The organism is Falsiroseomonas oryziterrae (genome assembly GCF_021864505.1).
Taxonomy (GTDB): domain Bacteria; phylum Pseudomonadota; class Alphaproteobacteria; order Acetobacterales; family Acetobacteraceae; genus Falsiroseomonas; species Falsiroseomonas oryziterrae.
Genome location: NZ_JAKJIB010000089.1, coordinates 1 through 12,828, shown reverse-complemented (window position 1 = coordinate 12,828; position 12,828 = coordinate 1). Strand labels below are relative to the sequence as shown.

Here is a 12,828-nt window from a genome sequence, read left to right as displayed (position 1 = left end):
TCGACCGCCGTTCCTTCCTGCGCCAGGCCGGCCTCGCCGGCGCGGGCCTTGCCGCGCTGGGCGCGGTCGCGCCGTCGCGGGCGATGGCCGCGGGGGCCGCGACCGGCGTGATCAACCACGCCCAGCCGGTGCAGCGCGTGAAGAACATCTGCACCCACTGCTCGGTGGGCTGCACGGTGATCGCCGAGGTGCAGAACGGCGTGTGGGTCGGCCAGGAGCCGGCCTGGGAATCGCCGATCAACCGCGGCACGCACTGCGCCAAGGGCGCTTCGGTGCGTGAGCTGGTGCATGGCGACCGCCGCCTGAAGTTCCCGATGAAGCTCGTGAACGGCGAGTGGCAGCGCATCAGCTGGGACGTGGCGTATCGCGAGATCGCCGACCGCATGATGCAGATCCGCGCGAACAGCGGCGCGGACAGCCTCTTCTGGCTCGGCAGCGCCAAGTTCTCCAACGAGGGCGCCTACCTGTTCCGCAAGTTCGCCGCCTTCTGGGGCACCAACTCGGTCGACCACCAGGCGCGCATCTGCCACTCGACCACGGTCGCGGGCGTTGCCAACACCTGGGGCTACGGCGCGCAGACCAATTCGTACAACGACATCCGCAATTCCAAGACCATGATCATCATGGGCGGGAACCCGGCGGAGGCGCATCCGGTCAGCCTGCAGCACGTGCTGGCGGGCAAGGAGCGGAATCGCGCCAACCTGATCGTGATCGACCCGCGCTACACACGCACCGCGGCGCATGCGACCGAGTACGTGCGGATGCGCCCGGGCACCGACATCCCGATCATCTGGGGCATGCTCTGGCACATCTTTCAGAATGGCTGGGAGGACAAGGAGTTCATCCGCCAGCGCGTGCACGGCATGGAGCAGATCCGCGCCGAGGTCGCGAAGTGGACGCCGGCCGAGGTCGAGCGCGTCTCCGGCGTGCCGGGCGACCAGCTCCGCAAGGTCGCCGAGATGTTCGCGACCCAGAAGCCCGCGACGCTGATCTGGTGCATGGGCGCCACGCAGAAGACGGTCGGCACGGCGAACGTCCGCGCCTACTCGGTGCTGCTGCTGGCGACCGGCAACGTCGGCAAGGAAGGGACGGGGGCCAACATCTTCCGCGGCCACTGCAACGTGCAGGGCGCGTCGGACTTCGGCCTCGATGTCGGCAACCTGCCGGCCTACTACGGCATCGACGAGACCGCGTGGCGCCACTGGAGCCGCGTGTGGGGCATGTCCTTCGAGGAGATGCGCTCGCGCTTCGACACGCCGCAGATGCAGACGACGCCGGGCATCCCGACGACGCGCTACTTTGACGCCGTTCTGCTACCGAAGGACCAGGTGCAGCAGCGCGACAACCTGAAGGGCATGCTGGTCTTCGGCCATGGCGGCAACACCGTCACCCGCATGCCGGAAGCCGCCCGCGCGCTCGAGGCGCTCGAGCTGCTGGTGATCGCCGACCCGCATCCGACCACCTTTGCGATGCAGTCGAACCGCCGCAACGGCACCTACCTGCTGCCGATCGCGACGCAGTTCGAATGCGCCGGCAGCCGCACGAGCTCCAACCGCTCGGTGCAGTGGGGCGAGAAGATCGTGAACCCGATCTTCGAAAGCCGCACGGACTACGAGGTGATGTACCGCCTGGCCGGCGCGCTGGATGAGGCGGCGCAGCGCCGCAACATGCCGGTGCGCTTCCAGGAGCCGATGTTCCGGCCCTTCGAGATCCGGGACAACGCGCCGACGCCGGAGAGCATCCTCGCCGAGATCAACCGCGGCGCCTGGGGCTCGGGCTACTCGGGCATCTCGGCCGATCGCCTGAAGGCGCATATGCGCCACCAGCAGCACTTCGACCTGATGACGCTGCGCGCCGGGCCGAACGCGCCGGAGGAGGTCCGCGGCGACTACTACGGCCTGCCGTGGCCGTGCTGGGGCAAGCCGGAATGGCGCCACCCCGGGAGCCACATCCTCTACAACACCGACCTGCACGTGAAGGAAGGCGGCGGCACCTTCCGCGCCCGCTTCGGCGTGGAGCGCGAAGGCCAGACGCTGCTGGCCGAGGGCTCCTTCTCGAAGGGCTCGGAGATCCGCGACGGCTATCCGGAATTCACCATCGCGGTGATGAAGCGGCTCGGCTGGTATGACGAGCTGACCGCGGCGGAAAAGGCGCAGATCGCCGAGATCGGCACAGGCCTCGGCGGCGAGGACCGCGTGTCGTGGATGACCGACCTCTCGGGCGGCATCATCCGCGTCACGATGGAGCATGGCGTCATGGCCTACGGCAACGCGAAGGCGCGCGCCGTGGCCTGGAACCTGCCGGACCCGGTGCCGGTGCACCGCGAGCCGATCTACACGCCGCGCACCGACCTCGTCGCGCAGTACCCGACGCTGCAGGACCGGCGCGGCTTCCGTCTGCCGCATCTCGGCACCTCGGTGCAGAACTCGGCGGTGCAGCGCAACGTGGCGCGCGACTTCCCGATCGTGCTGACCTCGGGCCGACTGGTCGAATACGAGGGCGGCGGCGAGGAGACGCGGTCCAACAAGTGGCTCGCCGAGCTGCAGCAGGACATGTTCGTCGAGATCAACCCGCGCGACGCGGCGGCGCGGAACATCCGCGACGGCCAGTGGGTGTGGGTGTCCGGCCCCGAGAACGAGTCCCGCGCCCGCGTGAAGGCGCTGGTGACGGAGCGCGTGGGGCCGGGCGTCGCGTTCATGCCCTTCCACTTCGGCGGCTGGTTCCAGGGCGAGGATCGTCGCGGTCGCTACCCGCGCGGCGCCGACCCGATCGTCCTCGGCGAGTCCGTGAACGTGGTGACGACCTACGGCTATGATCCGGTGACCTTCATGCAGGAAACGAAGGTCACCCTCTGCCAGATCCGCGCGGCGTAAGGGGGAGCGCAGACAATGGCCCGCATGAAGTTCCTGTGCGACAGCGACCGTTGCATCGAGTGCAACGCCTGCGTCACCGCCTGCAAGAACGAGCACGAGGTGCCCTGGGGCATCAACCGGCGCCGCGTCGTCACCATCAACGACGGCAAGCCGGGTGAGCGCTCCATCTCCATGGCGTGCATGCACTGCACCGACGCGCCCTGCGCGGCGGTGTGCCCGACCTCGTGCTTCTACACGACGGCGGACGCCATCGTGCTGCACGACAAGGACACCTGCATCGGCTGCGGCTACTGCTTCTACGCCTGCCCCTTCGGCGCGCCGCAGTATCCGCGCGTCGGCAACTTCGGCAGCCGCGGCAAGATGGACAAGTGCACCTACTGCGCCGGCGGCCCGCAGGCCGACAACACCGGCGTGGAGTACGTCCAGTACGGCGCCAACCGCCTGGCGGAAGGCAAGCTGCCGATCTGCGCCGAGATGTGCTCGACCAAGGCGCTGCTCGCCGGCGACGGTGACATGATCGCCAGCATCTACCGCGAGCGCGTGCAGCGCCGCGGCTACGGCTCGGGCGCCTGGGGCTGGCGCACCGCCTACAAGACGACCGTCAGCGTCTGAGGAAACGGGGCCTGGGCGGGAGAGATCCCGCCCCATGGCGCCCCGGGGGAAACACACATGATCTCACGCATCCTGCCTGTGCTGGCGCTGGCTCTCGGGCTCGGCTTCGCGGCGCCGTCCTTCGCGCAGATCGGCGGACCGGTGACCGGCATCCCGGGCAATCCGGCCGCCCCCAATGCGTCGGCCGAGGAGCTCGAGCTGCAGAAGATCCTGCAGGGCGGGCGCATCGCCGGCCGCGTCACCATCCCGGACAACCAGTCCGCCAGCCTGGTCCAGCCGGCCGGGCGCGACTGGCGCGCATTCCACAACGTCACCCTGACCTGGGTGGGCGGCATCGCCGTGCTCGGCATGCTGGCCATCATCGCGATCTTCTACGCGACGAAGGGCCGCATTCCGGTGGAGGGCGGGCGGACCGGCCACACGATCCAGCGCTTCAACCTGATCGAGCGAGGGGCGCACTGGATGACGGCGGGCAGCTTCGTGGTGCTCGCGCTGACCGGCCTCAACCTCACCTTCGGGCGCTGGCTGATCCTGCCCATCGTGGGGCCCGAGGCCTTCGCCACGCTCACGCTCTGGGGCAAGTACGCCCACAACTACCTGTCCTTCCCCTTCACGCTCGGCATCGTCGTGCTCTTCCTGATGTGGGTGAAGGACAACATCCCGAACAAGCTCGACGTCGCCTGGTTCAAGGCGGGCGGCGGCCTGATCGGCCACGGCCACCCGGAAGCCGCGCGCTTCAACGGCGGCCAGAAGATGGTGTTCTGGATCACGGTGATCGGCGGCACGCTCGTCGCCGTCTCCGGCTACGTCCTGATCTTCCCCTTCTGGGTGACCGACATCGCGGGGATGCAGCTGGCGCACATCGTGCACGGCGTGATCTCCGTGCTGATGATCGCCGCCATGGTCGGGCACATCTACATCGGCTCGGTCGGCATGGAAGGCGCCTTCGACGCGATGGGCTCGGGCCAGGTCGACATGAACTGGGCCAAGCAGCACCACGGCCTCTGGGTGGAGGACGAGGTGAAGAAGGCGCGCGAGACCGTGGCGCCGGGCGCACGCGCGGCCGGAGCCGACTGAAGCATCGCAGCCGGGCGGCGTCGCGCGAGCGGTCCGCCCGGTGCAGTTGGAGTTGACCCGAGGGGCGCGTGCGGACCGGCACGCGCCCCTCGGCGTTCCGCGCCACGCCTGCGCCCGGCGAGCGGAGGGTTACTCCGCTCGCAGCGCAGCCTTCCGGCACGTGACATGTGCTTAATGCATGGCGGGTTTCTGTTGCGGCGCACAAAAAGCCCTTGCGCCGCCCCCGTCCCAACCCTAGTTTGTGCAGCGCAGCAAGGCGGTTCGTCCGCGTGCTGCCTTTCTTGGACGTTTCCTCCCTAAACTCGGCGGTGCCGCAAGGCACCGCCGTCTTTTTTTGCCCAGGCGGGAGCCTCAGCCCCGCAGGAAGCCCCAATCGGTTTCCGCCAGCACGTCCAGCAGGCGGCCGACGTCGCGCTGCATCCGGCCCAGGCCGGCGCCGCGGGCAACGCGCGCTTCGTCCATGTAGAGGCGCCGGGCGATCTCCACCTGCAGCGCATGCACCCCTTCGCGCGGGACGCCGTAATGACGCGTGACGTAGCCGCCCGCATAGGGATCGTTGCGCCGGACCCGGTACCCCATGGCCGAGAGCGTCTCCTCGACCAGCCGGGTGGCCCGCGGGGCGCAGGAGGTGCCGTGGGCGTCGCCGAGCACGATGTCGGCGGGCGGGGAGCCCTGGACGGGGTGCGTCGGCATGGAATGGCAATCGACCAGCAGGCAGGCGCCGAAGGCCGCCCGCGTCTCCTCGATCAGGGCGGACAGCGCAGCGTGGTAGGGCTGCCAGTAGTCGCGCACGCGCGCCTCGGCGTCCGCGAAGGCGAGTTTGTGCCGGTAGACCGGTTCGCCCGTCGCCACCACGCGCGCGATGGTGCCGAGCCCGGCGCCGACGCGCGGGCTTGCCGTGTTCACCCAGGCCGGCAAGGGCCCGTCGAACATGGCGGGATCGAGTTCCCATGGCTCCCGGTTCGCGTCGCAGAAGACGCGCGGGAAGGTCGCGGCGAGCAGGGGGGCGCCCATCGCCGGGGCGGCGGCGAACAACTCGTCGACGAAGCTGTCCTCGCTGCGCCTCAGCGCCACCGGATCAAGCCGCGCCTCGGCCAGGAAATCGGCGCTGTAGTGCGATCCGCTGTGCGGCGAGGCGAAGACCAGGGGCATGATCTGCCGGGCGGGCCGCATCACCCGGAAGGGCGGCGGGGCGTCCAGGACAGGTGGGCGGGGAGGCATGTCCATGCGGTAGGAAGGAAGCCACAGCCCGGCGGTTCTTGTCACCACCGCATGGCGGGTCGGGGTTGCGTGCCGCGAGCCGCGCCGCTAATCAGGCGGCCCTGCGGGATCCCGGGCGCGTAGCTCAGCGGGAGAGCACCACCTTGACACGGTGGGGGTCACAGGTTCAATCCCTGTCGCGCCCATTCCGGCCCGCGCAACACCGCAGAAAACCTGGGATTCAGGCGTTCAGGCCGGAATCGGGCGGGCGGCCTCGACCGTCGTGTCGCCGGGTAGGCCGATCGTCACGGGATCCTTGCGTGGCAAGTGGTCTGGCCACGCTAAAGCGTCAGAAACCGCCGCCGGCTGCAAGCCAGGCCGTCTCGTCCGGCGTGCCGACGCGACCAAGCGCGGCGTTGCGATGCGGGAAGCGACCGAAGCGGCGGATCACGGCCCGGTGCCGCCACGCGTAGTCGATCGCGCCGCCCGGCGCGGCGTGGCGCGGATCGTCGCGGAGCCCCTCGAACAGCGCGACCGAGACGTCCTGGTCGGCCATCGCCTCGCTGTGCTCGAAGGGCAGGTAGAGGAAGATCCGCTGCGTTGGCGTGAGACCGAGGTCGAGGCGTCGCGCCAGCACGGCGTCGCGCGCCACCACCAGCGCGTGCGCATCGGAGGCGAAGGCCTCGGACGCGCCGCGGAAGAGGTTGCGCGGGAACTGGTCGAGCAGGAGCAGCAGCGCCAGCGCGCCCTCCGGCGTCGCCGCCCAGCCATCCAGTGCGCCTTCGCGGGCGGGGACGACGAGGTGGCCGAAGCCGTCGCGGCAGGTCGCGTCGAATGCGTCGTCCTTCATGAACCAGGCCGTGCGGAACGAGTCCGGCCCGTCGGCGAACCAGAAGGCGAGCAGGCGCTCGGCGTCGTTCATGCGAGGGCCCGGTCCAGCAGGCGGATCGAGTGCAGCGCTTCGCGCCCGCCGAGATCGCCGATCTGGTGGCGGCAGGAGGTGCCGTCAGCGACGATGAAGGCCTCCGCCTTCGTCTTGCGGAGATGCGGCAGCAGCGAGAGTTCGGCCATCGCCTTGCTCACCTCGAGGTTCTTCGCCTCGTAGCCGAAGGCGCCGGCCATGCCGCAACAGGACGAGGTGATCGGCGTCACCTTGAGGCCCGGGATGCGCGTGAGCGCAGCGACGGCTGCTGGGAAGGCGCCGAAGGCCTTCTGGTGGCAATGGCCGTGGATATGCGCCTCGCCCTCGATCGGCTTCATCGCGAGCGCGGGCTTCGTCTCGGCCAGCCATTCCGAGACGAGCTTCGCCCGCGACGCCAGCCGCTCCGCGGCCTCGCCGGGGACGAGGGCCAGGAACTCATCGCGCAGCGTCATGAGGCAGGATGGTTCGAGGCCGAGCACCGGGCTGTCCCAGTGCGACAGCGCCTCGATCGTGCGCCGCGCCTCGGCGCGGGCTTCCGCGACCATGCCGGCCGCCAGATAGGTCCGGCCGTCATCCAGCGGGCGCGTGCCGTCCAGCGGCCGTGCGACCGCCGGAGCCGCGCCGGCGGCGCGCAGCACGCGGATCGCGGCACGCAAGTTCTCCGGCTCGAAGTAGCGGTTGAACAGGTCGGGCAGCAGGATGACCTCGCCTGCGCGGCCGTCCGGCGCGCGGCACTCGACATCGGAAAAGGCGTCGCGGCGGAAGCGGGGCAGGGGGCGATCGGCGAAGCCGAGCAGCGCCTTCGCGCCGGGGATCGCGGCCGGCCAGTTCACCAGCGGCGCCAGGCTCGCGGCGAGAGAAGCCCAGCGCGGCATGGTGGCGACCAGCCGGTCATTCAGCCGCACGCCCTGCGCCGTGTTGCGCGCATGCGCCGCCTCGACCTTCATCTTCGCCATGTCCACGCCGGTCGGGCATTCCCGCTTGCAGCCCTTGCAGGCGACGCAGAGCGAGAGCGCATCCGCCACCTCGTCCGAGGCGAGGCCGCCCGGGATCTGCCCGGTCAGCGCGAGGCGCAGCGTGTTGGCGCGGCCGCGCGTCAGGTGCTTCTCGTCGCGGGTGGCGCGGTAGGACGGGCACATCGTGCCGGCGTCGAACTTCCGGCAGGTCCCGTTGTTGTTGCACATCTCGACCGCGCCGAGCAGGCCGCCTTGCGGGCCGGGCCAGGCGGACCAGTCGAGCGCCGGCGTGATCGCCGGGTCCGCCGTATAGCCCTCGTGGTAGCGCAGCAGGCTGCGGTCATCCATGCGCGGCGGGTGGACGATGCGGTTCGGGTTCAGCAGCCCGTGCGGCAGCGCCTCGCTCGCCGGGTCGAAGGCGTCCTTCACCGCCTCGAAGGCGCGGGCGATGCGCGGGCCGAACATCGGCTCGTTGAATTCGGCGCGGACGATGCCGTCGCCATGCTCGCCGGAATGGCTGCCCTTGTACTCGCGCACCAGCGCGAAACATTCCTCCGCGATGGCGCGCATCTTCTTCACGTCCTCGCCGTCCTTCATGTTCAGCACGGGACGGACGTGAAGGCAGCCGACCGAGGCATGGGCGTACCAGGTGCCGACCGTGCCGTGCTTGGCGAAGACGTCGTTGAGGCGCTCGGTGTAGTCGGCCAGGTTCTCCAGCGCGACGGCGCAATCCTCGATGAAGGAGACCGGCTTCCCGTCGCCCTTCATGCTCATCATGATGTTGAGCCCGGCCTCGCGCACCTCGGCGACCTGCGCCTGGAAGGCCGCATCGGTGACGCGCACCACCTGCCCCGGCAGGCCGAGGTCGCCCATCATCTCCTCGAGCCGGTCGAGCGCGGCCAGCAGCGGCGCGTCCTCCTGCCCGTGGAACTCGACGATCAGCAGGCTGTCGGGCTCGCCGATCAGGATGCGGTCGATGGTGCTGCGGTAGATCGGGATGGAACGGCCGAGATCGATCATCGTCCGGTCCACCAGCTCCACCGCTTCCGGGTCGAGCGTGACCAGGTGCTTCGACGCCTCCATGGCGCGGCGGAAGGAAGGGAACTGGCAGATGCCGAGCACCTTGCGTGGCTTGATCGGCCAGAGCTTGAGGTCCAGCGCGGCGGAGAAGGCGAGGGTGCCCTCGCTGCCGACCAGCAGCCGCGCCAGCGAGGCACGGCCATTGGCGCGCGCATCGGGCGTCAGCGCATCGAGGTTGTAGCCGCCGACGCGCCGGAGCTGCTTCGGGAACTTCGCCGCGATCTCCTCGGCCTCGCGCACGCCGATCGCGCGCAGCTTCGCGACCAGCTCGGCGACCTGCGCCGGGACGTCGGGGCCGAGATTGTCCGGCAGCTCGCCGAAGCCGAAGCGGGTCCCGTCCGCCAGGATCGCGTCGATCGCCCGGACGTTGTCGGCCATCAGCCCGTAGCGGATGGACTTGGACCCACAGGAGTTGTTCGCCGCCATGCCGCCGATGGTGCAGCGCGCCCAGGTGGAGGGGTCGACCGGAAAGAACACGCCCTTGGACTTGAGTGCCTCGTTCAGCGCGCCGAGGGTGATGCCGGGTTCGACGCGGGCGGTGTCGCCTTCCACCGAGATCACGCGCCGGAGGTGCTTGGTGCAGTCGATCACCAGGGCGCGGTTGACGGTCTGGCCGCACTGGCTCGTCCCGCCGCCGCGGGGCAGGACCGGCACGCCTTCCTCACGGCAGATCGCCATCGCGGCCGCCACGTCCTCGGCGGTGCGGGGCACCAGGACCCCCACTGGCTCCATCTGATAGATCGAGGCGTCGGTGGCGTATCGGCCGCGGTCGCCGGCCGAGAACAACACCTCGCCCGAGGTCTCGCGCCGCAGCCGCTCGGCCAGGCGGCTGTCGCCGATCTGGGGCCTGCCAAGGGGCCTACCGGTGATCGCGTTCATGCCCGCTTCTCCATCGGGGAGGGGATTAGCGCGGGCGGGCAGGGGCGTCGCATCTATAATGCTCATCAATCCAAGCGCAGCTACTCATTGGCGCAGGACATGGGGCGGGGCTAGAGAGGCGCCAGACACGAGGATCCGTCCCATGGCCTATTTCCAGTCCAAGCCGACCGCCGGCCGTCATTTCCTGCAGATCCCGGGCCCGACCAACGTGCCCGACCGGGTGCTGCGGGCGATGGACAACCCGACCATGGACCATCGCGGCCCGGATTTCGGCCGGATGGGCAAGGCGCTGCTCGAGAAGGTGACGGCGGTCTTCAAGACCAAGGGGCACGTGGTGATCTACCCCGCCTCCGGCACCGGGGCGTGGGAGGCGGCGCTGGTCAACACCCTCTCCCCTGGCGACCGCGTGCTGATGTGCGAGACCGGCTGGTTCGCCCATCTCTGGCACGAGATGGCGACCCGCCTGCAGCTGGTGCCGGACTACATCCGCACCGACTGGCGCCGGGGCGCCGACGTCGCCGCGATCGAGGCGAAGCTGCGCGAGGACAAGACGCACAGCATCAAGGCGGTCTGCGTCGTGCACAACGAGACGAGCACCGGCTGCACCAGCCGCATCGACGAGGTGCGGCGCGCCATGGACGCGGCCGGGCATCCGGCGCTGCTGCTGGTGGACACCATCTCCTCGCTCGGCTCGATCGACTACCGGCATGACGAATGGGGCGTCGACGTCACCGTCGCCGGCTCGCAGAAGGGGCTGATGCTGCCGCCGGGCCTGTCCTTCAACGCGGTGAGCGAGAAGGCGCTGAAGGCCGCCGAGACGGCGAAGCTGCCGCGCGCCTTCTGGGACTGGAAGCCGATGATCGCGGCCAACGCGACCGGCTATTTCCCCTACACGCCGGCGACGAACATGCTCTACGCGCTCGACACCGCGATCGACATGCTGGTCGCCGAAGGGCTGGACAACGTCTTCGCCCGTCACGACCGCCATGCGGAAGCCACGCGGCGCGCCGTGCGCCACTGGGGCTTCGAAATCCAGTGCGCCGAGCCGCGGCACTACTCCTCGTCGCTCACGGCGGTGCGCCTGCCGGAGGGCCACAGCGCCAATGCGCTGCGTGCGACCATCCTGGAGAAGTTCAACATGTCGCTCGGCAACGGGCTCGGGCAGCTGAACGACCGGGTGTTCCGCATCGGGCATCTCGGCGATTTCGGCGACCTGCAACTGGTCGGGACGCTGGGCGGCGTGGAGATGGGCCTGCGCGCCGCGGGCGTGCCGCACAAGGCGGGCGGGGTGCAGGTCGCGATGGAATATCTCTCCGGCAACGCCTGACCGCCCTGCGGTCTGGTGAGGCCGTGAACGGATAAGGGGTTCCAACCCGGCCGGATGGCCCCACACTCGGGGTCATGCCGGCCGTCTTCATCAACCGCATCGCCACCGCCGTGCCCCGGCACGAGGTGCATGGCGCCTTCCGCGCCTTCGCCGAGCGCCAGGCGGATGGCGAGAAGGGGCGCCTCGCCTTCAACCGGATGGCGGCGCGTGCCGACATCGCGACGCGCTATTCCGTGCTGGAGGCATCGGAGCCGCTGGGCTCCGGCACGGTCTGCGGCCTGTATCGCGCCGGCGGCGCCTTCCCGACCACGCGCGCCCGCATGGCCCGCTACGAGCAGGAAGCGCCGGCGCTGGCCGATGCCGCCTTCGCGCGGCTCGGGCTGGAGCACGAGGCGCCGCGGATCACGCATCTGGTCTTCGCCACCTGCACCGGCTTCGTCGCGCCCGGGCTCGACCGGCACCTGGTCGAGCGCCACGGCCTGCCGCGCGGCGTGGAGCGCTGCCTGGTCGGCTTCATGGGCTGCCAGGCCGCGATCAACGCGCTCAAGCTCGCCTGGCACATCGTGCGCAGCGAGCCCGAGGCGCGGGTGCTGGTGGTGTGCCTGGAACTCTGCACGCTGCACCTGCAGGACAGCGCGGCGCTGGAGCAGTTGCTCTGCTTCCTGCTCTTCGCCGATGGCTGCGCCGCGGCGATGGTCAGCGCCGATCCGATCGGGCTTCGCGTCGATGGCTTCCGCAGCATCGTGATGCCGGAAGCCGGCGACATGATCACCTGGCGCATCGGCAATGACGGCTTCGACATGACGCTGTCAGGCATGGTGCCCTTCACGCTCGCCCATGCGCTGCCCGAGTGGCAGGCGGAGATGCTGGAGGGCAGGCGGGTGGAGGAGGTCGATCTCTGGGCGGTGCATCCGGGCGGGCGGACGATCCTGGATGCGGTCGCGCACGGGCTCGACCTGCCGCAGGGCGCGCTCGCCGACAGCCGCGCGGTGCTGCGCGACTTCGGCAACATGTCCTCGGCCACCGTCATGTTCGTGCTGGCCGCCATGATGGCGCGCGCCGAAGCGGGGCGGCGCGGGGTCGCGCTCGCCTTCGGGCCCGGGCTCTCGGCCGAATGCATGCGCTTCGCGACGGTGTAGCGCCATGCCGCGGGTGATGGCGGACGAGATCATGGACGATCCCGGCCAGTCGGAGGCCGATTTCTCCGCGGCCCTGGATGGGCTCGAGACACTGAACCGCATCACCTTCGCGCATCCGCCGCTGACGCGCTTCCTCGACCGCGTCGTGGGGGAGGAGGGGCTGACGCGGCTTTCGCTGCTGGATGTCGGGGCCGGGGGCGGCGATGCGCTGCGCGCGGCCGCCCGCTGGGCGGCGAAGCGCAACATCGAGCTCGAGGCATGGGGTCTCGACCGCAGCCCCTGGGCGGAGCGGCATGCGATGGCGCGCGGCACGCAGGCCGGCTGGATCACCAGCGACCTCTTCGACCTGCCGGCGGAGCGTCGCTTCGACGTCGTGACCTGCAGCCTGTTCGCGCATCACCTGGAGGACGCGACGCTGGCGCGCTTCCTGCGCTGGCTGCGTGCTCATGCGACGCGGCGCTGGCTGATCCTCGACCTGCATCGCCACTGGATTCCGTGGGCGGCGGTCTGGGCCGGCACGCGGCTGATGCGCATGCATCCGATGGTGATCCATGACGGCCCGGTCTCCATCAATCGCGCCTTCACGCGGGACGACTGGACGCGGCTGCTGGCCGAGGCGGGGGTAGAGGCGGAGATCCGCTGGGTTGTGCCGTTCCGCTGGGCCGTCTCTGGCCGCGGCGCTCCGCCGTGAGCCGGCCGGTGATCGTCGGCGGCGGTCCGGCCGGCGCGGCGGCGGCCATCGCGCTCGCCCGCGCCGGGCTCG

9 protein-coding genes and 1 tRNA gene are annotated in these 12,828 nt (G+C 70.3%); 7 read left to right on the top strand and 3 right to left on the bottom strand.

What is annotated here, in order from left to right:
* The 3 genes from L2I40_RS09725 to L2I40_RS09715 form a co-directional block, all read left to right on the top strand.
* The coding region (locus tag L2I40_RS09725) for a formate dehydrogenase subunit alpha (RefSeq protein ID WP_237214706.1) at nucleotides 1-2,873 on the top strand (2,873 nt) is incomplete at its 5' end.
* A gap of 15 nt (nucleotides 2,874-2,888) precedes the next feature.
* The gene (gene fdh3B / locus L2I40_RS09720) at nucleotides 2,889-3,485 is read left to right on the top strand and encodes a formate dehydrogenase FDH3 subunit beta (protein WP_237214705.1); all 597 of its coding nucleotides are present in this window, start codon (nucleotides 2,889-2,891) and stop codon (nucleotides 3,483-3,485) included.
* A gap of 57 nt (nucleotides 3,486-3,542) precedes the next feature.
* Nucleotides 3,543-4,562, top strand: coding sequence for a formate dehydrogenase subunit gamma (locus tag L2I40_RS09715; RefSeq protein WP_237214704.1), 1,020 nt, complete (start codon nucleotides 3,543-3,545; stop codon nucleotides 4,560-4,562).
* 351 nt (nucleotides 4,563-4,913) lie between these two features.
* On the opposite strand, the gene L2I40_RS09710 is transcribed toward L2I40_RS09715, so the two are convergent.
* Nucleotides 4,914-5,789, bottom strand: coding sequence for an N-formylglutamate amidohydrolase (locus L2I40_RS09710; protein WP_237214703.1), 876 nt, complete (start codon nucleotides 5,787-5,789; stop codon nucleotides 4,914-4,916).
* Between the two features lie 107 nt (nucleotides 5,790-5,896).
* Here L2I40_RS09710 and L2I40_RS09705 point away from each other — a divergent pair.
* Nucleotides 5,897-5,968: transfer RNA gene (locus L2I40_RS09705), tRNA-Val, on the top strand.
* A gap of 143 nt (nucleotides 5,969-6,111) precedes the next feature.
* Here the strand turns inward: L2I40_RS09705 and L2I40_RS09700 are convergent.
* Together L2I40_RS09700 and L2I40_RS09695 are read right to left on the bottom strand one after the other, a co-directional pair.
* Nucleotides 6,112-6,684, bottom strand: a complete 573-nt coding sequence (locus L2I40_RS09700) for a DUF924 family protein (RefSeq protein ID WP_237214702.1) — start codon at nucleotides 6,682-6,684, stop codon at nucleotides 6,112-6,114.
* Complete coding sequence (locus L2I40_RS09695; protein WP_237214701.1) at nucleotides 6,681-9,599, bottom strand: FAD-binding and (Fe-S)-binding domain-containing protein; 2,919 nt, start codon at nucleotides 9,597-9,599, stop codon at nucleotides 6,681-6,683. Before L2I40_RS09695 ends, L2I40_RS09700 begins: the two co-directional genes overlap by 4 nt.
* 142 nt (nucleotides 9,600-9,741) lie before the next feature.
* On the opposite strand from L2I40_RS09695, the gene L2I40_RS09690 reads away from it, so the two are divergent.
* The 3 genes from L2I40_RS09690 to L2I40_RS09680 all read left to right on the top strand — a co-directional run bounded on the left by L2I40_RS09690 (nucleotide 9,742) and on the right by L2I40_RS09680 (nucleotide 12,756).
* Complete coding sequence (locus tag L2I40_RS09690; RefSeq protein WP_237214700.1) at nucleotides 9,742-10,926, top strand: pyridoxal-phosphate-dependent aminotransferase family protein; 1,185 nt, start codon at nucleotides 9,742-9,744, stop codon at nucleotides 10,924-10,926.
* Nucleotides 10,927-11,000: 74 nt separating this feature from the next.
* Nucleotides 11,001-12,065: a type III polyketide synthase gene (locus tag L2I40_RS09685; RefSeq protein ID WP_237214699.1), complete on the top strand. Its 1,065-nt coding sequence runs from the start codon at nucleotides 11,001-11,003 to the stop codon at nucleotides 12,063-12,065.
* A gap of 4 nt (nucleotides 12,066-12,069) precedes the next feature.
* Complete coding sequence (locus tag L2I40_RS09680; RefSeq protein WP_237214698.1) at nucleotides 12,070-12,756, top strand: methyltransferase domain-containing protein; 687 nt, start codon at nucleotides 12,070-12,072, stop codon at nucleotides 12,754-12,756.
* Nucleotides 12,757-12,828 lie beyond the last annotated feature (72 nt).

What these genes read in the sequence shown, in the direction of transcription:
- fdh3B (WP_237214705.1), top strand. Translation starts at nt 2,889, where the DNA reads ATGGCCCGCATGAAGTTCCTGTGCGACAGCGACCGTTGCATCGAGTGC.
- L2I40_RS09715 (WP_237214704.1), top strand. Translation starts at nt 3,543, where the DNA reads ATGATCTCACGCATCCTGCCTGTGCTGGCGCTGGCTCTCGGGCTCGGC.
- L2I40_RS09710 (WP_237214703.1), bottom strand. Translation starts at nt 5,789, where the DNA reads ATGGACATGCCTCCCCGCCCACCTGTCCTGGACGCCCCGCCGCCCTTC.
- L2I40_RS09700 (WP_237214702.1), bottom strand. Translation starts at nt 6,684, where the DNA reads ATGAACGACGCCGAGCGCCTGCTCGCCTTCTGGTTCGCCGACGGGCCG.
- L2I40_RS09695 (WP_237214701.1), bottom strand. Translation starts at nt 9,599, where the DNA reads ATGAACGCGATCACCGGTAGGCCCCTTGGCAGGCCCCAGATCGGCGAC.
- L2I40_RS09690 (WP_237214700.1), top strand. Translation starts at nt 9,742, where the DNA reads ATGGCCTATTTCCAGTCCAAGCCGACCGCCGGCCGTCATTTCCTGCAG.
- L2I40_RS09685 (WP_237214699.1), top strand. Translation starts at nt 11,001, where the DNA reads ATGCCGGCCGTCTTCATCAACCGCATCGCCACCGCCGTGCCCCGGCAC.
- L2I40_RS09680 (WP_237214698.1), top strand. Translation starts at nt 12,070, where the DNA reads ATGCCGCGGGTGATGGCGGACGAGATCATGGACGATCCCGGCCAGTCG.